The organism is Segeticoccus sp. (genome assembly GCF_035708005.1).
In genome coordinates this window covers 24,374-45,178 of the sequence record NZ_DASSTI010000120.1, presented here as the reverse complement: position 1 = coordinate 45,178, position 20,805 = coordinate 24,374, and the positions used below count along the sequence as shown (strand labels likewise).

General features: G+C 70.0%; 20 protein-coding genes. 3 read left to right on the top strand and 17 right to left on the bottom strand.

The annotated features are described in order from the left end of the window. Positions 1-443 precede the first annotated feature (443 nt). Genes VFL99_RS11875 through VFL99_RS11850 form a run of 6 tightly spaced genes read right to left on the bottom strand, consistent with a single transcriptional unit; the run spans position 444 to position 4,413 of the window. Positions 444-1,142, bottom strand: a complete 699-nt coding sequence (locus tag VFL99_RS11875; RefSeq protein ID WP_325106565.1) for a hypothetical protein — start codon at positions 1,140-1,142, stop codon at positions 444-446. 32 nt (positions 1,143-1,174) lie between these two features. Continuing rightward, on the bottom strand, positions 1,175-1,384 hold the full coding sequence (locus tag VFL99_RS11870; protein ID WP_325106564.1) for a ferredoxin: 210 nt from the start codon (positions 1,382-1,384) through the stop codon (positions 1,175-1,177). Beyond that, positions 1,369-2,613, bottom strand: coding sequence for an NADH-ubiquinone oxidoreductase-F iron-sulfur binding region domain-containing protein (locus VFL99_RS11865; protein WP_325106563.1), 1,245 nt, complete (start codon positions 2,611-2,613; stop codon positions 1,369-1,371). Before VFL99_RS11865 ends, VFL99_RS11870 begins: the two co-directional genes overlap by 16 nt. Then, the gene (locus tag VFL99_RS11860; RefSeq protein ID WP_325106562.1) at positions 2,610-3,191 is read right to left on the bottom strand and encodes a ferric reductase-like transmembrane domain-containing protein; all 582 of its coding nucleotides are present in this window, start codon (positions 3,189-3,191) and stop codon (positions 2,610-2,612) included. Before VFL99_RS11860 ends, VFL99_RS11865 begins: the two co-directional genes overlap by 4 nt. Continuing rightward, a complete protein-coding gene (locus VFL99_RS11855) occupies positions 3,188-4,072 on the bottom strand; it encodes an FAD:protein FMN transferase (protein ID WP_325106561.1) in 885 nt (294 codons plus the stop codon). Before VFL99_RS11855 ends, VFL99_RS11860 begins: the two co-directional genes overlap by 4 nt. Continuing rightward, complete coding sequence (locus VFL99_RS11850) at positions 4,069-4,413, bottom strand: hypothetical protein (RefSeq protein ID WP_325106560.1); 345 nt, start codon at positions 4,411-4,413, stop codon at positions 4,069-4,071. The genes VFL99_RS11855 and VFL99_RS11850 overlap by 4 nt, the downstream gene beginning before the upstream one ends. 206 nt (positions 4,414-4,619) lie before the next feature. Between VFL99_RS11850 and VFL99_RS11845 the strand changes: the two genes are divergently transcribed. Both VFL99_RS11845 and VFL99_RS11840 read left to right on the top strand, forming a co-directional pair. Continuing rightward, positions 4,620-5,336 (top strand): response regulator transcription factor, encoded by a 717-nt coding sequence (locus VFL99_RS11845; protein WP_325106569.1) that lies wholly within the window; start codon positions 4,620-4,622, stop codon positions 5,334-5,336. 62 nt (positions 5,337-5,398) lie between these two features. Continuing rightward, a complete protein-coding gene (locus VFL99_RS11840) occupies positions 5,399-6,856 on the top strand; it encodes a sensor histidine kinase (RefSeq protein WP_325106559.1) in 1,458 nt (485 codons plus the stop codon). A 301-nt stretch (positions 6,857-7,157) separates the two neighbouring features. Here the strand turns inward: VFL99_RS11840 and VFL99_RS11835 are convergent, their stop codons facing one another. From VFL99_RS11835 to VFL99_RS11800, 8 genes are all read right to left on the bottom strand, one after another. Then, a complete protein-coding gene (locus tag VFL99_RS11835; protein WP_325106558.1) occupies positions 7,158-7,586 on the bottom strand; it encodes a hypothetical protein in 429 nt (142 codons plus the stop codon). Between the two features lie 251 nt (positions 7,587-7,837). Next, the gene (locus VFL99_RS11830) at positions 7,838-8,806 is read right to left on the bottom strand and encodes a hypothetical protein (RefSeq protein ID WP_325106557.1); all 969 of its coding nucleotides are present in this window, start codon (positions 8,804-8,806) and stop codon (positions 7,838-7,840) included. Between the two features lies 1 nt (position 8,807). Continuing rightward, positions 8,808-9,287: a cytochrome b N-terminal domain-containing protein gene (locus VFL99_RS11825; protein WP_325106556.1), complete on the bottom strand. Its 480-nt coding sequence runs from the start codon at positions 9,285-9,287 to the stop codon at positions 8,808-8,810. A 182-nt stretch (positions 9,288-9,469) separates the two neighbouring features. Then, the gene (locus VFL99_RS11820; protein WP_325106555.1) at positions 9,470-9,673 is read right to left on the bottom strand and encodes a hypothetical protein; all 204 of its coding nucleotides are present in this window, start codon (positions 9,671-9,673) and stop codon (positions 9,470-9,472) included. A gap of 204 nt (positions 9,674-9,877) precedes the next feature. Beyond that, positions 9,878-12,517 carry a magnesium-translocating P-type ATPase gene (gene mgtA, locus VFL99_RS11815; protein ID WP_414713750.1) on the bottom strand — a complete coding sequence of 880 codons (2,640 nt, stop codon included), beginning with the start codon at positions 12,515-12,517 and terminating at the stop codon, positions 9,878-9,880. Positions 12,518-12,623: 106 nt separating this feature from the next. Beyond that, on the bottom strand, positions 12,624-13,379 hold the full coding sequence (locus tag VFL99_RS11810; protein WP_325106554.1) for a universal stress protein: 756 nt from the start codon (positions 13,377-13,379) through the stop codon (positions 12,624-12,626). 298 nt (positions 13,380-13,677) lie between these two features. Further along, a complete protein-coding gene (locus VFL99_RS11805; protein ID WP_325106553.1) occupies positions 13,678-14,058 on the bottom strand; it encodes a hypothetical protein in 381 nt (126 codons plus the stop codon). Positions 14,059-14,403: 345 nt separating this feature from the next. Then, on the bottom strand, positions 14,404-15,831 hold the full coding sequence (locus VFL99_RS11800; RefSeq protein WP_325106552.1) for a glycosyltransferase: 1,428 nt from the start codon (positions 15,829-15,831) through the stop codon (positions 14,404-14,406). A 206-nt stretch (positions 15,832-16,037) separates the two neighbouring features. Between VFL99_RS11800 and VFL99_RS11795 the strand changes: the two genes are divergently transcribed. After that, positions 16,038-16,514 (top strand): pyridoxamine 5'-phosphate oxidase family protein, encoded by a 477-nt coding sequence (locus VFL99_RS11795; protein ID WP_325106551.1) that lies wholly within the window; start codon positions 16,038-16,040, stop codon positions 16,512-16,514. A 657-nt stretch (positions 16,515-17,171) separates the two neighbouring features. Here VFL99_RS11795 and VFL99_RS11790 read toward each other — a convergent pair. From VFL99_RS11790 to VFL99_RS11780, 3 genes are all read right to left on the bottom strand, one after another. After that, a complete protein-coding gene (locus VFL99_RS11790; RefSeq protein ID WP_325106550.1) occupies positions 17,172-19,979 on the bottom strand; it encodes a cation-translocating P-type ATPase in 2,808 nt (935 codons plus the stop codon). Between the two features lie 4 nt (positions 19,980-19,983). Continuing rightward, positions 19,984-20,247 carry an SHOCT domain-containing protein gene (locus VFL99_RS11785; RefSeq protein WP_325106549.1) on the bottom strand — a complete coding sequence of 88 codons (264 nt, stop codon included), beginning with the start codon at positions 20,245-20,247 and terminating at the stop codon, positions 19,984-19,986. 89 nt (positions 20,248-20,336) lie between these two features. Next, positions 20,337-20,735 carry a hypothetical protein gene (locus VFL99_RS11780; RefSeq protein WP_325106548.1) on the bottom strand — a complete coding sequence of 133 codons (399 nt, stop codon included), beginning with the start codon at positions 20,733-20,735 and terminating at the stop codon, positions 20,337-20,339. Between the last annotated feature and the right edge of the window lie 70 nt (positions 20,736-20,805).

Below are 20,805 nucleotides of genomic sequence, written 5' to 3'. Positions count from 1 at the left end.
AGCGCGTGCGTCGAGATGGAGGTGGCAATGGCGTTGGAGGCGTCGTGGAAACCGTTGGTGAAGTCGAAGACCAATCCCACCACGATGATGACGACAAGCAGGGCGAGGGCGGTGCTGACCAAGAAGTCACTCCCATCTGCGAGCAAGAACGTGGCGCCCTTCAGCGTGAGGAACGGCGGCGCCGTTCACCGTGAGCGATCGCCACCAAGGCGCGGGCAGCGCTTCGCCCCCTGTTCATGCGGGACCCGTTCTGGCCCTGCGGCAGGCAACGACGAGCAGGTTAAGGTCCCCATCTCGGAGATCATGGGCGCCGCGGTGAACCACAAGTGAACAACGGATGAAGTCTTGGTCGCAGCGGGGCTCCCAGCCCTGGTCCGGACGGATCAGCCCGTGGAGTTGGCGTCGAGTCGCGGCGGCGCGACCTCCAGCGAAATGGATCGGGGTCAGCCGTTGAAGTTCGGGGGTCCGAGGTGCCAGGAGGCGTCGGCCTGCACCAGGAGAACCGCGATGACTGCTGCCGCGGCGAGCAGAGCAACCATGATGCCCATTCGCAGTGCCGCGCCGGGGACTTCTTCGCGCTGCGCACGAGCGCCGGCGCGGCGCAGGGCCGGTACCAAGCGGGCAAGTACGTGCAAGCCGGTCGCGACGGTCCAAGCTGCGAAGGTCGCCTGGTGCAGGGTGATCCAGTCGATTCGGAAACCGAGAGGTGCGAGCAAAGTCCGGCGGCTGGTGTCCTGGCCGAACACGATGAGTAGCACGCCGGTGGTCAGCAATGCCAGCGTGCTGACGACGACCATGGGTCCGAGCAGACGCAGGAGCAGCGGGGGCGGCCCGGCCCGCTCGTAGTCGGGGTTGCCGCGGTAGTAGCGGACGATTCGCCAGCCCGTGCTGGCGGTCTTGACCAGCGCGGGTGGGACCAGCAGTGCCCCGATGGCGACGTGCCAGCTGATCAGCCCGCGCACATCGAGCAGGGTGACCAGTTCGGCGAGGAAGAGCGCGAACAGTACGAGCCCCACCCACGCGGTGATCAGGGCGTTGCCGGCGGGTCCGCCTGTGCCCGCGCGGACCGGATCGTGCCGCTCGGACTGGCCGACCGCCGCCGCGGCCGCTTCCTGCAGTGACCGGTAGAGCAGGTCGACCATGCGGGAGCTGTTGCCCTGACCCGGTTCGATGTTCACTGGCGCATGGCAAGCCGCAGGGCCATCCGAGGGCACTCGCGCACGGCCGCCTCGGCGTCGGGCGCCACTTGAGGTGGAACGACCAACCCCGAGTGCCGTGGCATGGGATAGCCCCAGTCGTCGGGGCGGATCAGGTCGGGGAGCAGCTCGAGGCAGACTCCGCGGGCTTCGCATCTGGTCCAGTCAATGGTCAGTTCAACAGCCACGGCGTCCTCCTGGTCGTGGGCGCCTCGGCGCGCGCGGAACAGTGCCCTGCGAGGTGGTGCTGGACCTCATCGGCGAAGGTGCGCAGGGTGCTGCGCAGGAAGCGGGCCGTCCCATCCGGGTGACGGCAGGCACCTCGGCCTTCGACCAGGTTGCTGAGCCGGTACAGCTCCCGAACGGTCTGGGGTGTGCTGTGGCCATAGGCGAGCGCCTCGAGGTGGTCGGCGAGTGCGGGCAGGCCGTTGCGGCACGGGCCGCACTGGCCGGCCGACTCCCCGGCGAGATAGGCCACAACCCCCGCAGCCGCCTCCAGCCCACAGTGCGCGGCCGGGAGGGCGATCACCACGCCGGCACCCGGTGCGGCCCCGTGCGACTGCAGCCCCTGGGTGGTGAAAGGACAGTCCGCGGTCTCGGAAGTCCAGGGCACCCAACCGCCGTGGTAGCCACCGACGAGGAGCGCCTGCACCGCCTCGGTGGTCCCGCCAGCGGTGGCGATGAGATCACCGAGCGTGCTGCCGCCGCCGAATTCAAAGACACCCGGCCAGCGGACCGAGCCGGAGAGGCTGACCAGCCGGGTGCCGGGGTCCTGCGGAACCCCGCGGCAGCGCCACCAATTCGGACCGTACCTGACGATCAGGGCAAGGTGAGCGAGGGTCTCGACGTTGAGCACCAGCGCCGGCTGGCCACCCAGACCGCCCGCCACCAGCGGGCCGGTGAGCGTCGCCGGTTTCGCCGGCCGGCCCAGAGCTGCCGAAACCACCGAGGTCTCCTGACCGGTCACGAATCCCTCCGGTATGCCGACCAGTCGCACCCGCTCGCGCCGCTCGGCGAGGGCGCGGGCCAGGGGGCCATCCAGCACGTCGGGGGGTCCGGCGAGAGCGGTGCGACGAGTGCCGACCACATCACGGGCGAGGGCGAGCCCGTCGAGTACCAGATGGGGCGCCGAGCCGAGCAGCACGCGGTCCTTGCAACTGGCCGGTTCCCCCTCGGCGGCGTTGCCGACCACCAAGGCGTGGCGAGTGCCAGCCACCGCGGCCAGTTTGCGTGCCGTGGGGAAGTGTGCTCCGCCGCGCCCGGTGAGCCCGGCGTCGGCGACCTCGCCCAGCAGCTGTTCCGTCCGCAGGCGGGGAAGCGGCCCCAGCCGTTCGATGTGCTCTCGGTAGGTGGCGGCGCGAGCGTCCAGCAGGCCACTGACCTGGGGTGTCGCGCGCGGACCGGTTGCCGTGGTCACCGCAGGCCTGCCAGGTCACGTGGCGGCGGGATCCGGTTCGGCGGCTCCGGCGGGACGAACCGGGACCCGAGCAGTCGCCAGCCCACCGCGCCCGTGACCACGAGCACGCAGCCACCGACCACCCCGAGCAGCCACGTGGAGCCGCGGTCGGTGCCGGTCCCCACGGCATGCACCACCGCCAGCGGCCAGCAGCCGTAGGCCAACCAATGGATGGCCTGCCATGTCCTCAGCCCCAGCCGGTTGCGCAGCAGGCTGGAGACGACCAGCACGATCGCGAGGTCGAGCGCCAAGGTTCCCAGGCCCTGCCAGAACGGCCGGTAGGTCGACAGAAAGGGCAGCACCACGTCGGTGGCGCGCAACTGAGCGTAGGGGTCGAACAACAGGGTGACCACGTGCAACGCCAGAAAGGCAACTGCGGAGAGGCTCACCGTGCGGTGGGCCGTGGTCACTGCCACCCGGGGAAGCCCCGGCAGGGGACGTCCTGCCCGGGTGACGATGCCCAGGACCACCACGATGCTGAACAGCGCCAGGGCGCTGACCCCGAAGCCGCGTCCGAAGTACCAGAGCGCATTCGTCACCGCGGCCACTCCCCGAGGTAGTGCACCGAGCCGTCTGCGGCCACCAGCCGGGCCGGAAGTCCGGTGGAAGCGAGCAGGTCGGGCGCGTCGGCACCGGCCACGAGCGCAGCCGTGGACCAGGTGTTGGCTTCCACGCAGGTCTCGGCGGCCACGGTCACCGTGCGCCACAGCTTGCCAACCGAGTGCCCGCTGAGCGGGTCGATGACGTGGGGCGCGAGGTCGGGACCGGTCGTCCGGTGCAGGGACGATGAGGTCGCCACGGCGGCGTCGGCGGCGAGGTCCACGACAGTGGCCGGCTCGTCCTTCCCGTCCCGGACCAGTACCGTCCACGGCGCGCGTGGTTCTCCCGCCGTCCGTAGGTCCCCGCCCAGGCTGACCAGCACACCGCAGCCGAGCTCACGGGCGAGCATCTGGGCGGCACGGTCGACGGCGAAGGCCTTGCCTGTGGCCCCCAGATCGAGCAGCGTCCCGGGCGGCATCCGCACGACCGTTTCCTGGACCTGCACATCTCGCCACGTGGCCCTGCGGCGCATGCTGGCACGCACCGCCGGTGCCGGCCTCGCCAAGGCGGACAACACCGTTCCGACGGTGGGATCCACCCGGCCACCGCTCACCTCGGCGGCATCCAGGGCGGCAGCAAGCATGTCACCCAGCAGCCGGCTGACCTCATGACGCTCGACCGGGCTGGCGGCGAGGCGACAGACCTCGGAGTCGGTCCTGAAGCGACTCGCGGCGTCCTCGATGGCGGCGAGGTGAGCATTCAGTAACCTGGTTGCCTCCGCGAGCGCTGCCCCGTCATCGACCACTAGCCGCGCCGTCATCGTCCACAGGTCCCACTGGACCGCCGCCCGAGACCGGGCCCGTGTCGGGGTGGCGGTCATGACCCGCTCGACGTCGCCGACGGCTGCTGGCTCGTCGGTGGGGAGAGCACGACTCGCTGCTGGTGCCGCACCTTGGGCGTGCTGGTCGAAGTCCGCGCAGAGCTCCGCTGGCCCTGTTCGTCGCCGTGCTCGCTCCGCGAGCTGCCCTCGTGTCGTTCCTCGCCGCCCTGGCTGTGCCGCTCGACCTGTTGCTGCCCGGTCGACGCAGTCGTCGAGGTCGGCCGGGGTGCGGCCGCGGCCACGCCGGCGACAGCCGTGGCGCCGAGCGTGGCGCCGGCCACGAGGGTCCACGTCACCACCTTGGCGCGATGCCGGCCGCCGTCTGCCCTGGTCCTCGTCATGAGTTCTAGCCTCCGATCGCTCTGGAGCCCCTACTGTCCCGGTCGCGGCTGTGCGGACCCTTGCGCGCACCTCTGTGCAGGCTCTGAAACCGGCCTTCAGAGCAAATCCACAGCCACTGCTGAGGCTCGGGGCCCGTTCGACGGGTCACCATGAGTGGGTGAGTGCCGCCGACGCCGCCCCGTCACCGCCGACAGCCACTGCCTCGATCTCCACGTCCACCGAGCGCCTTGAGAGGAAGCCGGTGGCCCTCGTGGTCGATGACGAGCAGAGCCTGGCCGAGGTGCTGGCCAGCGTGCTCCGCCGTGATGGCTGGGACGCCCACACGGCCTACACCGGCTCCGACGCAATTCGGCGCACCCGTCGGCTGCAGCCCGACGTGATCGTGCTCGACATGATGCTGCCCGACCTGGATGGGCTCGGTGTGCTGGCCAGGGTGCGTGCTGCCGACCCGGACGTAGCGGTGCTGTTCCTGACCGCTCGCGACGAGGTCGAGCAGCGCATCGCTGGGCTCACCGCGGGCGCCGACGACTACGTCACCAAGCCGTTCAGCCTCGAGGAGGTCATGGCCCGGCTGCGCGGCCTGCTGCGGCGTACGGGGCACGGCAGTGCCCAGGGAGGCACGGACGGCCTGACCGTCGCCGACCTGGTCCTCGAGGAGGAGGGCCGCGAGGTCTTCCGCGGTGGCGCCCGCATCCAGCTGACCACCACAGAATTCGAGCTGCTGCGCTACCTCATGCGCAACACCGGGCGGGTCGTGTCCAAGGCACAGATCCTGGCCAACGTCTGGGACTACGACTTCGGCGGCCGGGCGCACATCGTCGAGCTCTACATCAGCTACTTGCGCAAGAAGATCGACGCTGACCGGGAACCGTTGATCCATACCGTCCGCGGCGCGGGCTACGTGCTGCGTACGCCGAGATGAGGCCCCCGCCAGCCCGCCCCCGACGCCGCACGGGCAGCTTGTGGGGACAACTGACCGCCGGCATGGTGGTCGTGTTGGTCGTGGCAGGCCTGGTCGTCGGCGCCGTGAGTGAGGTGTCCGTGCGACACTTCCTGATTTCTCGGATCGACGACCAACTGGTCTCTGCCGGCGGCCGCTACGCGGCCAGCTTGGAGCACGACAGGCAGCACGAGCCGACCGAGGACAAGGGCAAGCACGACCCCGACGACGTCATCCCCGGCCAGACTGAGGGAACGCTCGGGATCCGGCTACACGCCCACCACATCGCTCAAGCCATCGTCGTCGGTCACGACGGCACCACCCATCCGGTGACGCTGAGCGCGGCCGATGCCGCAACCGTGCACCGGATCGCCGCCGGCAACACCCAGGACGTCGACCTGAGCTCCTTGGGCGACTACCGGGTGCGGGCCGCACGTGGTCACGATGGCGACACGCAGATCACCGGACTCCCCCTGCACCCGGTCAACGAGACCCTGGTCCAACTGCTCATGGTCGAGGCAGCACTGTTTGCCGCCCTGGTGGTTCTCGGTGGTACGGCGGCCGGGTTGGTCGTACGCCGCAGGCTTCGTCCGCTCGACCACCTCGCCCACACTGCACTAGAGGTCTCCACCCTCGCCCTGGCCGGTGGGGACCAGCGGCTGCCCAGCACAGCTGCTCCGAAACGCTCCACCCGCGAAGTCGATCAGGTCAGTGCCTCGTTCGACCGGATGCTGGATCGGGTGCGCACCGCCATGACGGCGCGCGACGCCACCGAGGCCCGGCTGCGCCGGTTCGTCGCCGACGCCAGCCACGAGCTGCGCACGCCGCTGGCCACGATCCGCGCCAGCGCGGAGTACGGCGCCGATACCGACACTCTGCTGCCGGCGCAGACCACCGAGGCCCTGGCCAGGATCCGGGCCGCCGCCGACCGGATGGGCCTGTTGGTCGCCGACCTGCTGCTACTGGCTCGGCTGGACGCTGGCCGGCCGCTGGCCCGCGCCGAGGTAGACCTGACCCGGCTCGTCCTGGACGCGGTGATCGACGCGAGCACGAGTGCACCGGACCACCGCTGGGAACTGGATCTCCCCGAGGAGCCGGTGACTGTCCAGGGCGACGAGCAGCGTCTGCACCAAGTCCTGACGAACCTGCTCGCAAACGCCCGTGCGCACACCCCCGCCGGAACGACCGTGACCACAGGCATCGCCGTGCATCCCGACCGGGTCCAGACGTGGGTCCGCGACAACGGCCCCGGCGTGCCCGCGGACCTCCAGGCAGAAATCTTCGAACGATTCACCAGGGCAGACAGCTCGCGATCCCGTGCCCACGGCAGCACAGGACTTGGGCTGGCGATCGCGCATGGAATCGCCCGTGCCCACGGTGGGACCCTGACCTACGAAACGTCGCCCACCGGGGGAGCATGCTTCCTGCTGTCGCTGCCGAACCATCCGGACCAGTCCAGCCTGACACAGATCGAAGACCCCGGGGCGTTGGCGAGCGAGTAGGGCCGAGGCACCGACCCGGCTGCACTCGCGGGCCGCCACCGTGACTTCCTCCCTCACGAGCATCCCGAGGCGCCCGCCAGCTCTACCCCGGTGCACGACCTGGGCGCGCGTGCTGCCATCGTGCTCGCCGCTGTCTTCCTCGCCGTCGCCATCTCGCGACTTCGATCACGGAAGGACGTGCTGGTAGGCATCGGGCTGCTGAAAGAGCCAGCGGCGGTCCCATCGGTCCAATCCGAAATCAAGAGTTGCCGAACACGCGCGCCGCATCGCTCGACCGAAATGTCCCCCGCCAAGGATGCCGTCACGGATGCCGGCCGGTCGCCAATCGCCAGAGTGCGACGAGGACCGCGATGGCGCTGCCCGCCAGGCCGATGCCGAGCAACACCTGTGCGAGCAGGTCCCAGTTGAAGCCGCTGGGAAAGGCGAACGGGTACACCGTCCACAACCGCCACATCGCCACGATGCCCGCTGTCGTCGTGACGATGTCGCCGATGTTGCGCACCCAGGCAACGTCTGCCGCGAGGTAGACGAGGTTCGCGGCAATGCTGACGAAGAGCGCCAGGTCGATGACCGGCACGACGTCGTCCATCTGCGGCGTCAGGAAGGGCAAGATGTCCCAGCCCGGTTGGACATTGATGAGGAAGAGCAGGATGCCGTTGATGAGGACGGCACTGACGTAGCCGGATCTGTGGGTCGTCGCGCCGCGTCGCCGCGTCTCTAGTGTGGTCATGGTGAGACCTCCTACCTAGCAACTCCACCGTGCCGCAGCCGTGGCTCTGCTAGCAGGGCCGAAGGTCCCGTATGCCGGAGGTTGGCCGCAATGGACGGACATGGCGCGGCCGCCGAGTGGAGCGGGCGAGATTGCGCAAGGTGGTCGGGCGCCACTCGACCACCCCGGCGACGACCAGCACGGGATCTGCGATGAAGGCTCAGCCACGGTCCGCTCGACGAGCAGACCGGATGGGCAGCCGCGGCGCTCGGTCAGAGTCTGGGGCTGGCCGGACGGGGACGGGTCCGGGTCCGGTAATAGCTGCGCCAGATGAGTCGGTGGACCGGGACCCAGCGGGGGATGGACCGCAGTCCGGGGATCAGGGGCAGCAGGACCAGCGCGAGGGTGAGCAGGGCCATCAGGGCCCACACCTGGGCGTCGGCGTTGTCGGAGGTGGAGAACGGTGGGACCTGGTACCAGAAGGTGTAGAGCCACAGCCACGGCTGGCCGGGGTAGTTGCCGGTTTCGTTCATCATGCCCCACTGGTCGCCGCCGAGTTGCATGGCGCGTGCGTGGTTCTCCAAGTAGGCGCCGTCGGAGAGCAGCAACAGTGCACGGGTCTGGTCGCCTCCGTAGAAGGTACCCGAGGACGTCAGCGACCCTTCCAGTCCGCCGGACCTGGCGACGATGAGGAAACCGTTGGCGAGCTCAGGCACCGGTCCGTAGCGACCCGGGGCGACCGCGGTGGGGGCGCCGCCGGGTGCCTTGGTGAGGGCGTCGGCATACCGCTGGGCCCAGGCGGTCTGTCGCGGGGCAGGGGCGGCGGACCAACGGTTCAGCGCCCGCGCCACGGGGCGGTTGGTGGGCGCGGCGTCTGACAGAGGTTGGAGAATCAAGTCCGCGGAGTTAACTGGGATCCGGACGCCTCCCCATCCCTGCAGCGGAACCCCAAGGAGGTTTTGCCCGGCGCCGTTGTTGTTGTACGGCGGCCCGTAGGTGGCACTGGCTGATGTGCCGGCAAGTTCCGCGGTTGCGGTGGCCACGACGTCGTTTGGGGCCGCGTCGGCCCAAGCGCGCATGGTGAGGGCCTTGTCGTCGGGGGAGGAGAACGCCAGTGACAGGCCGAGCGTCAGCAACGCCACCGCGACGAGCGCGATCGCGAACTCCCGGACGAGATCGTAGGGGCGAGTTCCTCTGGCGACGCTCGTGGTGCCTGGGTGAGGCAGTGTCTCGGTGGCCACCTCACTCATCCCCTTCCGCATCGATCGGTGGAACCACTCCGTGGCGGCGCACCAGCAGCAGGTGCCCGCCGACCAGCGCGCCGACCAACGTGGGGAGCAGCACCACATGCCAGAGCAGCATCTGCGCGGGGTTGAGGACGTTGAACCACGCGCCGATCCCCACGGCGTTGAGCCCGTCCTTCGCTTGGGTGCCGATCCACTGCGAGTCGAAGTTGGACTGGGACAGGTAACCGGTGAAGGCGGTGCCGATCGAACCCAGGAACGCGAGCACCCCGGTCACCCATGTCAGTGTGCGACGCCCCCGCCAGGCAGCCATCCAGAACACCGCCCACAGGTGGATCACCATGAAGGCGAAGAACAGCTCGACACTCCACAGGTGCAGGGAGTTGACGAAGTGTCCGAGCGCGGAGACGTGCCACCAGGTCGCGCCACCGATGGCCAACCAGGCGCCGGAGAGCAGGACGACCACGAACGATGCCAAGGTGAGGACCCCAAACACGTAGAGCCAGGAAGTGACGTAGGCAGGCTGTCGGTCAGGCAGGAGCTGGCCGGGGGGCACCAGCTCCGAGAGACCCATCCTGAGCCGGCTGGTCCAACTGCGCGAAGAGTCGGAGGGTTGCGCCGCCCCGGCCGCGGTGGGACTGCCGGGCCGGGCGGTGCTCGTCACGACTCGCTCCCGTGCTCGGGGCCTTCCGGCAGAGGCTCGGTGTCGACGGCGGCATGGGGGAAGGGCAGGGCGATGGCGAGCAGGAAGAGCAACACCATCACCGCGATGACCACCAGATTGGCGACGCTGACATTGAGCACGCCCCAGTGAATGAAGGAGCCGCTGCCGGCTGCCAGGGGTACGGTGTGGGGACTGTCCATAACGCCTCCCGCGAGACTCGGGTGTCTCACCGCGACAGGCGCCCCAGACGGAATGCCTGCCCGGGCCGACACGCTGCGATGAGCGTGCCTCGCCCGATGTCCGCCCGGCAAGGGACCAAGGTCCCTATTTCGTTGACGAGCTCGCCGCAGCCCGAGGTGGCTCCGAACACGGGGCCGGTCCACTGGGTTGGCCCCTCCACCAGTTCACGGCGTGTGAGGGTCATGTCTGTGGCCGACACTGAACCGGGAGGCGCGGCGCTGCAGGCGGTGATGCGGGTTCGCCGACGGACGGCGCGGTGCACCGCGGTCGAGTTCAGCGAAGAAGAGCCGCTTGCCGGCCTCGATGAGGCACAGGTAGGCCGCGACGAGCGCTGCGAGCACGGCATACAGGCCGAGCGGCAGGTGCGCGAAGCCGAGCACACTGGCCAGCGGCGACAGTGGCAGGAGCGACCCCATGGCGACCGCGGCCGCAACCGCAGCCACCAACGGAACGCTCGGCCGGCTGCGCCACATCGGCCTGCGGGTGCGGATGGCCAGGACGATCAGGGTCTGGGTTGCGAGGGACTCGGCGAACCACCCGGCACGGAACAGTGCAGGGGTTGCGTGGAAGGGAACGAGCATGAGGGCGAACGTGAGGAAGTCGAACAAGCTGCTGATAGGTCCGAAGAAGAGCATGAAGCGCCGGACGCCCGCGATGTCCCAGTGCGAGGGCCGGCGCAGCTGCTCGGGGTCGACCCGGTCGGTGGGGATCGCCAGTTGGCTGGCGTCGTAGAGCAGGTTGTTCAGCAGGATCTGGCTCGGCAGCATCGGTAGGAAGGCGAGGAACGCCGACGCGGCCGCGGCACTGAACATGTTGCCGAAGTTGCTGCTCGTGCCCATCAGCACGTACTTGATCGTGTTGGTGAAGACGCGCCGGCCCTCGGCGATGCCGTCGGCGACCACGCCGAGGTCCTTCTGCAGCAGGATCACGTCGGCCGCGTCCTTGGCCACGTCGACGGCGCTGTCGACGCTGATGCCGACGTCGGCCTGGTGCAGGGCCAGTGCGTCGTTGACGCCGTCGCCGAGGAACCCCGCCCCTCGGCCGGTGCGGCGCAGTGCGCGGACGACCCGGGCCTTCTGCTCGGGCGTGACCCGGGCGAACACGGTCGTGGCCTCGACCGCGGCGGCCAGGGTCTTGTCGTCCATAGCGGCGATCTGCGCTCCGGTGAGGGTCGTTCCGGTGGGCATGCCCAGGTCGGCGCACAGCTTCTCGGCCACGACAGCGTTGTCACCGGTGCAGACCTTGACGTCGACGTCGAGACCGCGCAGCCGCGCCAGGGAACCTGCGACGCCCGGCTTGGCCGGGTCGGAGAAGACCAGGTAACCGCGGAAGGTCAGGTTGTGTTCGTCGTCGGGGTGAAGGGCCCAGTGGTGGGCCGGCCCGGGGCTTGTGGCGATCGCGACGACGCGCGCACCCTGGGAAAACAACCGTAGGGCCGTCGCTTCGGCCGCGGCGGGGACGGACGTCGACCGGGCCAGCACGGCTTCAGGCGCCCCCTTCACCGCGAGCAGGGTCGAGCCGTCGTCCAGCCGCACAAGGGCAGACGACATCTGCCTCTCGTGGTCGAACGGCAGGACGGCGAGGCACGACGTCGCGACGGTCGGCGCCGGAATCGCACTGTCCCACATGGCCTGGTCCAGGGGGTCCTCGGCGAGCGCACCCGGTGCCGGTGGCGACCCGGAGGCCGCGCGGCCGAGGGCCAGCACCTCGGGGCAGGTCCGGCCGTCGGCGTCGATTGAGGCCACAAGGTCGAGGTGGCCCCCGGTGAGGGTCCCCGTCTTGTCCGTCACCAGGACATCCATGTCGCCGAGGTCCTCCATGCACACCAGCCGCTTGACCAAGACCTTCCTGCGGGCCAGTGCACGGGATCCCGCCGCGAGGCTGGTGCTGACGACGGCGGGCAGCAGTTGGGGAGTGATGCCGACGGCGATGGCCAGCGAGAAGAGCAGGGCGTCGACCAGCGGCCGTTGCAGGACCACGTTGGTCACGAAGATGAGGCCAGTCAGGGTCGCTGCCACTTTGACGAGCAGAGCGGAGAACCGGCGCAGTCCCGCTTGGAACTCGGTCTCGGGCTGCCGTTCACCGAGCCGGGCAGCCACGCGGCCGAACTCGGTCCGCGCGGCAGTGGCGACGACGATGCCCGTAGCTGCCCCTTGGTGCACCACAGTGCCCATCAGGGCGCAGCAGTCCAAGTCCGCCAGGGCGGCGCCAGCCGGGACCGGGCCGACGGTCTTGGCCACCGGCAGCGACTCCCCGGTCAGCACGCTCTCATCGCACTGCAGGCCCTCGACGCTGAGCAGACGTAGGTCGGCCGGGACGACCTCACCGCGGGCGACGTGGACGATGTCGCCCGGCACCAGAGAGACCACGTCGACCGACTCGGGCCGGCCGGCCCGAGTCACCTCGACGTGGTGCGTCACCTGGGCGTGCAGCCGCTGCGTGGCCAGCGCGGCGCGGTACTCGTTGACGAAGCTGAGGCCGACACTCGCCAGCAGGATCACGCCGATCACCACGGTGTTGGTTCGCTCGCCGAGGAAGAAGGAGGCCAGAGCGGTCGCGGCCAGGAGCAGCAGCAGCGGGCTGCGTAGCTGGCGGCCGAGCAGCAGGAGCGGCTCCACCCGGTGTGTGCGGACGGCGTTGGGGCCGAAGCGGACGCGCCGTTGTTCAACGGCGGTCGGCCCCAGACCCTCGAGGGTCGATTCCAGACGTTCCAGGACGACGGGCGATGGAAGCGAGGCGGCCGAGCCGACCGTGAATGCCTGCTCTGCGTCTACGAGCGGGGCCCGGCGCACGAGAAGTGACATACGGTGAGCGTGGGCCCGCGCGGTGCTCCCTACCAGGGCCAAAGGGCCCGATGCCTGTCGTGTCGCGGGAGCAAGGGCCGCGCACGAGGCAGCCTTCGTCGGACGGTCACGCCGTCGGACCGTCGCACACAGGCTTCTCCGCAGAGCGAACGCTGATGTCGTGCAACGCGGCCAACTGTCCCCTTCGTACGACGGCGACAGGGCATTGCACGTGGTGCAGCACCTTGCGGCTCACCGATCCGAGCAGCAGGCTGGAGAACCCACCGCGACCGCGACTGCCGACCACCAAGAGCTCGGCGCTCCGGCTTGCCTCCACCAGGGCCTCAGGCGGCCGCATCCGTGCCACCACCGGTTCGGTCTTGACGTCCGGGTAGCGCGCCGTCCACCGGGCCAGGAGCGCGTTCACGGCCGACTGTGCCTTGGAGTCGATCTTCTCCCAATCCGATGGGTCGCCCGTGGGCAGGAACTGAGGGTTCATCCAAAACGCGTGCAGCGGCGCCAACGGGATGCCGCGCAGCGAGGCCTCTTGGAAGGCGAAGGACAGTGCGTCGTCACACTCGGGCGAGTCGTCGAGGCCCACCACGATGGAGCCAGAGAACCGGGTGTTCGGTTCGCCCTCGGCCCCGTGGGAGTGCTGAGCGCTGGGGACCACGACGACGGGGCACCTGGCGTGTGCAGCCACGGCGGCAGCTGTCGACCCCGTGGTGCCGGCCCTCGGGTGACGGCCGTGGCCGACCACCATCAGGCTGGCCCCCGCGGAGGCGGAGACCAGGCCCTCGTCTGGGGTAGTGCTCGCCATGGTGGTCACGAAGGGGATGTCCGGGTTCGACTCCTTGATCCGGTTGCCCAGTCCAGCCAGCACCGCCCGAGCGTTGGCTCGCAGCGTGTCCTGGCCCGCTCGATGTCGCCGGTCGGGACCGGGTACGGCCAGGCCCAGGGGTTGGTGACCGTGGGAGGGCCCGGGTCATTGGTCCCGTGGTCGTCGAGCATCGGGCAAGCGCGAGCCGAGGCGATGTCGCCAGGACGGAGGCTCGTGGTCAGCTCGCCGGCACACAACCCGGCAAGGAGCGGCACCCCGAGCCGACCGGCGCTGGCACACGAGCGCGGGGCCGGTCCTGTCGGACCGGCCCCGGCGACACCGTCGGGTGTTCGTGTCACCGTCAGGTGTGTACTGCGGGTGCCCGATGCACGTGCACGAGGCCAGCGTGATCTGCCACCTCGACAGCCCACACGATCAGGATCGCGGCCATGAATGCCGCCAGCAGGACCGGAGCCGCTGCGGACTCGGCCAGGGCAAGAGCCACCAGGCCGAGCACGCCGACGGCCGTTGCGGTCCAGGCCTCGAAGGCACCGAAGCGGTCGTGGGCGTTGCCCGTCCTGAGCACCACGAACGCCACGAGGCCGAGGACCAGCCCGACACCGGCCATGCCACGTGCATCCTGGACGAACGGCATGTCGCCGTACATGAGGTACCCGACATAGGGGACGGCGATGGCCGCCACCAGAACCGTTGCCACCAGATCACGAAGTGTGAGTTTCATTGCTGCACCTCCTTTCCGCACCCTCATCGTGCACAACGCGAAAGCTGACGTGTCAGGGCCGAACGTCCCGACTCCGCCGTACGCGGACCGGACGGTCAGAGCCAGTCCTCGCGCTTGAACAACGCACACAGCCGCAGGCCGAGTCCGAGATGTTGGCGGTGCTGGCCACGACTCGGTGATGACCTCGTGCGGGGTCGGGCACCAGGAACGACTCAGGCGACGGGTGCGCCTTCTCCGGGGCAGAACGGACGGGTCCGTGTCGGTCCGTTCGGCGGTTGGTGCGGCCGCAGGGATCTCTCCGGGGGCACGGCGACCCACTGCCTGCTGAGGGCGTCACGGCGCAACTCAGCCGAGCGCCCTCCGAGCCACGGGGCTGGGCACCCAGCGGCGTGGGTCCTCCTCGAACCTCGCGCGGCAGGCCTCGGAGCAGAACATGTAGCGCCGGCCGCGGGTGCATGCGTGCGGAGGGTCGGTGGAACGAACGGACAGCCCGCAGACGGGGTCGCGCTTGTTCCGGCCGTCGGCCGACCGAGGGTGCCCGGCCAGGAGCTCGTCCATGAGCTGCAGTTCGTTCAACACGAGCCGGGGGAGCAGGAAGTGCTCGCGGACCCGTTCCCGTCCCCGCTCGGCGAGCCGACTTCCCTCGTCGGGGTGGTTCAGCAGGCGCCGGATGGCGGTGGCGCAGCCGGCGACATCACCGACGAGGAAGCCGCCAACGCCGTCGGCCATCTGCAGCGGGATGCCGCCGGCCCGGCCGGCGACGACCGGGGTGCCCTTCCACAGCGCCTCGGAGACGACGAGGCCGAAGCCCTCCCGGGTGGACTTCTGCACCACGACGTCGGAGAGCCGTTGCAGCGCGTTGACCTCCACGTTGCCGACGCCGGTCAGGTTGGTGAACACGTGGACCAACGGGTCAGCACCGGTCTCAGCGCGGATCTGCTCGTAGACCCGCCACCCCTCGGGGTCGTCGAGCGCCATGGAACCCGCCAGCGCGAGTTGCAGACCGGGCACGTCCCGGCGCACGAGCCGGTAGGCGTGGATGACCCCGAGCGGGTCCTTCCACGGGTCGAACCGGGCCACTTGGGTCACCAGTGGTGCGTCCAGCCGGAGCCCGATCCAGTCGAGGACCTGGCGCGCGAGACCGCGCGGCAGCGGCAGGTTCTTGGGGCTGAGTGGGTCGATCGCCGGCGGAATCACCACGGTGTGTGGGATCGGCAGCTCCGGCGGGACGAAGCTGTCCATGGTGAACACGGCCGCGTCGTAGCCCTCCAGGAACGGGCGGACGAACGCCCAGACCTCGGTGGCGGGCTGGCCGGAGTCGATGTGGCAGCGCCACACCCACCGCGCGCTGCCCTTGCCGTGCCACCTCAGCACCCCCGCCGGCTGCGGGTCGTGGACCACAACGAGGTCGTAGGACTCCTCGAACAGCTCGGCATTGCGCCGGCTGTTGTCGATGTAGGTGGCCCGTTGCCGCTCGGTCAGGGCAGCGGGAGCTCCCTGTAGGCCGTTGTGGATCGCCTTCGTGACGTCGAAGAAGGCACTGTCGCCGGTGATGACCCGCCAGTCGGCGACCACGCCCAGGTCGCTGAGCAACGGCACCACCGAGCGCAGCAGCTCCGAGACACCCCCGCCGTACGGGGTCGCGTTCAAGTGCAGCACGCGTACCCCGCGCAACTGCGCCGCCGCTTCCCGGAGATCATCCAGCAGCGCGTCTGGGACCAGGCCATGGTAGGCCGAAAGCTGCCGCTCGCCGACATCGACCGACTGAAGCATCCTGCCCTCCCGACGCGCCGGTGCGAGGGCACCACCATGCAGCGGGTGGGGGCGGAGCGGAAGGGGCCAAGGTCCCTCACATCGGAGGCGGACGGTGAACGAATTCGGGACTTCCGGCCCTGCCCCGCACGCCCCTGAAGGACACGCTGGGGCATGACCAGCAAGCAGCAGCACCGTCCACCCAACTCGCCGTCGGGGCTGTCGTGGTGGAGCGACGCCCGGACCTGTTCCCGGTCAACTTCGTGTGGAACCACGGGACTGTCGTCTTCCGCAGCGCCTCGGGCAGCAAGCTCCTCTCCGCGGTGCCGCAGCCGGTGGCCTTCGAGGTCGACGGCTGGGACGAGGCGTCCGGCAGCGTCTGGAGCGTGGTGGTGCGAGGACGCGCGCGCAAGGCACACGCGCCGTATGAGGTGCTGGACGCCCTGACCCTGCCGCTGACGCCGTGGCACCGCGGCAGCCCTGGTTCGTCATCATCGAGCCCGAGAGCATCACCGGTCGCGCGTTCACGCCCTCCGATCCGGGCGGGTGAGCGGCAGAGGACCGTGATCGCATGGCAGGCGTCCGCTCCGGTCGCCCTGGCCTCTCACAGGCCTTCTGTCGGCGCGGGCGCGCGGGCCGACCTCGACCGGCTAAAGGCTGCGTTGGTCGCGGCGGTGATCGGCGCGCACGTCGTCATGGGCTAGGGCCACTTCGGCTCCTGGCCCTACCAGCGGGTGCACGGAGTCGCCCTCACGGGACATTCGGATGTGGTGGTGGCCGCCGTCTTCGCCCTCCCTGCCATGTCCCTCATGCCCTTCTTCCTGTTGGCCCGCAGGTTGGTGTCACGTTCACTGGCACACAAGGGGGCTCGCAGGTTTCTGACGGGCCGGCTGGTCAGGCTGGGGACGCCCTGGGCAGTGACGGCGCTCGTGGTGTGGCCGGCGTGCGCGCGTCTGCTACTTGGTGGACCGCCGGTCCACGGATGCTGGCTCGTCGTACTGGTCCAGCTTCACCCGTGCTCGGCCGTGCTCGACGCTGCCGCATCCGCCGTCTCGCCGTTCACGAAGACGGATGCCTTGGGGCGTGTGCACTGGTCAGCTCTCGCGGTGGCGGTGGTCGAGGGCATGGTCTCCATCGGGGCCTCGGTGTGGTTGCTGGGTCTCGGCGCGGCGCACGAGCGCCCGATGGCGGCACTGGGACGGGCGGCTGCGCGGGCGTCCTACGGTGCCTTCGCGCTGCAGGGCCTGGTGTTGCTGGTCCTTGCCACGGCGTTGCGCTCCACTGCGGCACCGGTCGGAGGAACGGCGGCCCTCGCGTCGATGGTGACATCCTCGCGAGCTGCTTCCTGTCCTGGCTCCTGGTCACGCGGACGGTGCTCGGGCGGGTGCTCTGAGGTGGTCATCCTTCCCGGGAGGCGGCGTCGTGTCGGCGCGGGCTGCCGGGGCGCGGCGGCGTCGTCCGACGGCACGCCATGCCTCGTCGCAGCCCCACACGACCAGGGGAAGGGGCAGCAGGGCCAGGACCTGCCAGGGTTGAGGCCGTGCGGTGCCGAAGACGTCCTGCAGGGCCGGCACCAGGACCACCGCCGCGGCGAAGACGACCTCGAAGGCGATGCCCCACAGCAGCAAGGTATTGCGCCACAGGCCGATCGCCCGGAGGGAGGCCCGTTGTGAGCGGGAGGCGACCCCGGCCCCGATCTGGCAGGCAACGATGCCCAGGAACGTCATCGTGGTCGCCTGCTGCCACACGTGGTGGGCGGGGCCCGAGGCTGTGGAGGCACCCGGGTGCCAGCCCCCGGTGGTGAGGGTGAGCAGGAACAGGATGGTCACCGCGATGCTGGACACGCCACCGAGGAGCAGCCATGCGCGCAGGAGCATGACCCGGTTGATGACGTTGTGTCCTCGCTGTCGTGGGGGGCGGTTCATGAGGCCCGGCTCGGCGGGTTCCCGGCCGAGGGCGAGGGCCGGCAGGGTCTCGGTGCCGAGGTCGATCGCGAGGATCTGCATGACGGTGAGCGGCAGGGGGACCTGGCCGCCGGAGAGCGCGTAGATCAGGAAGGGCACGACCTCGGGGGTCGCGTGGGCGAAGATGTAGACGATGAACTTGCGTACGTTGTCATAGACCTGTCGCCCTGCGCGGACGGCGGTGACCAGGGTCGCGAAGTTGTCGTCGGTGAGGACCATGGTCGCGGCCTCACGTGCCACGTCGGTTCCCGACCGCCCCATGGCCACTCCGATGTCAGCGCGGCGCAGGGCGGGTGCGTCGTTGGCCCCGTCGCCGGTCATGGCGACCACGTGCCCCTGTTCCTGGAGGGCGTCGGCGATTCGCAGCTTCGCCTCGGGGGAGCTGCGGGCGAAGATGATCTCGCGGTGGGTGGCCAGCAGCCGGTCCAGCTGCTTGTCGCTGAGGTGGTCCAGCTCGGTGCCGGTGACGACGGGTGTGTCGGCGTCGCCGATGCCGACCTGGGCGGCGATTCCCTTGGCTGTGAGTCCGTGGTCGCCGGTCACCACGATGAGTCGGATGCCGGCGGTGTGGCACTGGCCTACGGCGCTGCGCACCTCGGGTCGGGGAGGATCCTCCAGGGCCACCAGGCCGAGCAGGGTGAGTTCCTCCTCCACGCGGTCGCGGGGCGCGTCGAGGCCGGCGGGCTCCGTGAGGCGGTCTGCGATGGCCAGCAGGCGCAGGCCCTCCGCTGCCCACTGTTCGATGGTGTCGTGCAGGTGTGTCCGGGTGGCGTCGTCCAGGGGCCGGTCGCCTTCCGCAGCGGTGGCCAGGGCCGTGCACCGGGGCAGGATCTCCTCGGGGGCGCCCTTCACCGAGATGCGCAGCTGGTCGTGCTCGCGGTCGATGGTGCTCATCCGGCGCAGTGACGCCTCGAACGGGAACTGCTTGACGCGCTGGTCGCGCCCCGGTGGCTGTGCCGTGCCGAGGAGCGTCGGGAGCTCGAGGAGTGCCAGCTCCATGGGATCACCGGTCCGCTGGTCCTCCTGTGGTGCCCAGGTAGCGTTCGTGCAGCGGGCGGCGGCTGTTGTCAGCCGAGGGACGACGGGTGGCAACTCCGGAGGCCGCAGCTGCCCGTCGTCCAGGTCGACGCGGGAGCTGGCGGTCCACAGGCGCACCACGCGCATCCGGTTGAGGGTGAGCGTCCCGGTCTTGTCGGTGCAGATGACACTGGTGGATCCCAAGGTCTCCACGGCGGAGATCCGTTTGACGAGGGCGCCCTCCCGGGCGAGCAACCGCACGCCGACCGCCAGCGCCAGGGTGATCGTCGGCAGCAGTCCCTCCGGCACGTTGGCGACGAGCAGGCCGATCGCGAAGTTGAGCGTGTCGGTGAGGGACAGCCCGGCCAGTAGGGTGCCCAAGGGGATGAAGGCGAGTGCCATGGCGACGGCGACGACGGCGATCAGCTGCGCCACGCGGCGCACCTGCCGCTCAAGTGGACTGGGCTCGGGCTTGACCCGTTGCGACAGCGCGGCGATGCGACCGAGCTCGGTACGCTGCCCGGTGGCGTGGACGACCGCGCTCACCTCCCCGGAGGTGCAGCTGGTTCCGCTGAACAGGAGGTCCTCGGCGTCGAGCACGCACGCCGTCACGCGACTGCTGCTGGCGCTGCGAAGGACGGCGACCGACTCGCCGGTGAGCGTGGACAGGTCCATCTCCACCTCACCGGTGAGGATGCGGCAGTCCGCGGAGACCCGCTCGCCCTCGCCGATGGCGACCACGTCGCCCGGGACCAGGGTACGGGCATCGACGGCCTGCAGGACGCCGTCCCTGAACGCGCGCGCCCGGGGCGGCAGGTAGGCGGACAGTGCCTCGACGGCGCGCTCGGCATGGCGTTCCTGCAGGAAGGCGAATGCTGCGTTGACGACGATGACCACGATGATCGCGATGCCCAATGGAGCGGACCCGCTGACCCAGGCCAAGCCCGCGGCGGCCCACAGCAGCAGCGCCAAGGGGTGCAGCAGCTGGTCGACCACCTGCCGCGGCCACGTCCGCCGGTTCCTGCGGACCAGCTCGTTGGGGCCGTGCACCTGCAATCGGCGCGTTGCCTCGCGCGAGGACAACCCGACCCGCCGGGTGCGCAGGTCTCGCAGCAGGCGGCCGAGGTCCTCCTGTAGGTCGAGCACGGCCTCCTCGCGCGCGGCGTCGGACCTGGTATCGGGGGGCATCTGCTCAGCGCCCCCGCAGGGTTGCGCCAAGTCGGTGGTACTCGTCGGCGCCGATCTCACCGCGCGCGAAGCGCAGCGCGAGGAGGCGTTGGGCCTCGTCGTTCACCTGAGCGGGTCGCCATTGCTCGGCGTCCGTCTGCCGTGCACGCGTGTGGGCCAGCGACCGAGCCAGACCGAGGGCGACGACGGTCACCAGGATGAGCAGCCCGACGAGCAGTGGAAGGACCCACGTGTAGCCGTGGCCGTAGCCGCATCCCCAGTTGTACACCGGCCCTCACCGATTTCTGGTGCTTCCCACAGTCGATCGCCTGCCCTCGGGTGTCCCACGATGCAGGCGATCGGGGCCCTGCCTCGGCGTCATCGGAGGACGGGGTGGTTGCGGACGATGGTCAGCTTGTCCCAGGCCTTGCCGAGGCCGAGGGTGTGGCCGGCGCCGATGGCCAGCAGGGCCAGGGCGGCGATGGCGTAGATGAGGTGGTCGTCCAGGAAGGGGTTGTTGGTCGGCAGGAGGGTGGCCGACCACATCAGGACGAGCATGGCCACCGCGGAGATGGTGGACAGGCGCATCGCGATGCCGAAGGTCAGGCCGATGCCGATGCCGGCCAAGCCGATCATGAACAGGTAGTCGGCCCAGGTGGCGGCAGCCACGTAGGGGACCGTGCCGGTGACGATGGTCTTGGAGCCGACCGTGGCCGATGTCGCTGGCCGGGCAGACCGGGCGATCCGGCGCCGCTGCGGGCTGTCGATGGTGCTCATGGCTTACTCCCCTTCGCGGTGTTCGGTCGTCGTGTTCGGACGCTTCGAGTTTGGGCCTGCGTTTCCCGCG

What these genes read in the sequence shown, in the direction of transcription:
- VFL99_RS11875 (WP_325106565.1), bottom strand. Translation starts at nt 1,142, where the DNA reads ATGGTCGACCTGCTCTACCGGTCACTGCAGGAAGCGGCCGCGGCGGCG.
- VFL99_RS11855 (WP_325106561.1), bottom strand. Translation starts at nt 4,072, where the DNA reads ATGACCGCCACCCCGACACGGGCCCGGTCTCGGGCGGCGGTCCAGTGG.
- VFL99_RS11850 (WP_325106560.1), bottom strand. Translation starts at nt 4,413, where the DNA reads ATGACGAGGACCAGGGCAGACGGCGGCCGGCATCGCGCCAAGGTGGTG.
- VFL99_RS11840 (WP_325106559.1), top strand. Translation starts at nt 5,399, where the DNA reads ATGGTGGTCGTGTTGGTCGTGGCAGGCCTGGTCGTCGGCGCCGTGAGT.
- VFL99_RS11835 (WP_325106558.1), bottom strand. Translation starts at nt 7,586, where the DNA reads ATGACCACACTAGAGACGCGGCGACGCGGCGCGACGACCCACAGATCC.
- VFL99_RS11820 (WP_325106555.1), bottom strand. Translation starts at nt 9,673, where the DNA reads ATGGACAGTCCCCACACCGTACCCCTGGCAGCCGGCAGCGGCTCCTTC.
- mgtA (WP_414713750.1), bottom strand. Translation starts at nt 12,517, where the DNA reads ATGTCACTTCTCGTGCGCCGGGCCCCGCTCGTAGACGCAGAGCAGGCA.
- VFL99_RS11805 (WP_325106553.1), bottom strand. Translation starts at nt 14,058, where the DNA reads ATGAAACTCACACTTCGTGATCTGGTGGCAACGGTTCTGGTGGCGGCC.
- VFL99_RS11800 (WP_325106552.1), bottom strand. Translation starts at nt 15,831, where the DNA reads ATGCTTCAGTCGGTCGATGTCGGCGAGCGGCAGCTTTCGGCCTACCAT.
- VFL99_RS11790 (WP_325106550.1), bottom strand. Translation starts at nt 19,979, where the DNA reads ATGCCCCCCGATACCAGGTCCGACGCCGCGCGCGAGGAGGCCGTGCTC.
- VFL99_RS11780 (WP_325106548.1), bottom strand. Translation starts at nt 20,735, where the DNA reads ATGAGCACCATCGACAGCCCGCAGCGGCGCCGGATCGCCCGGTCTGCC.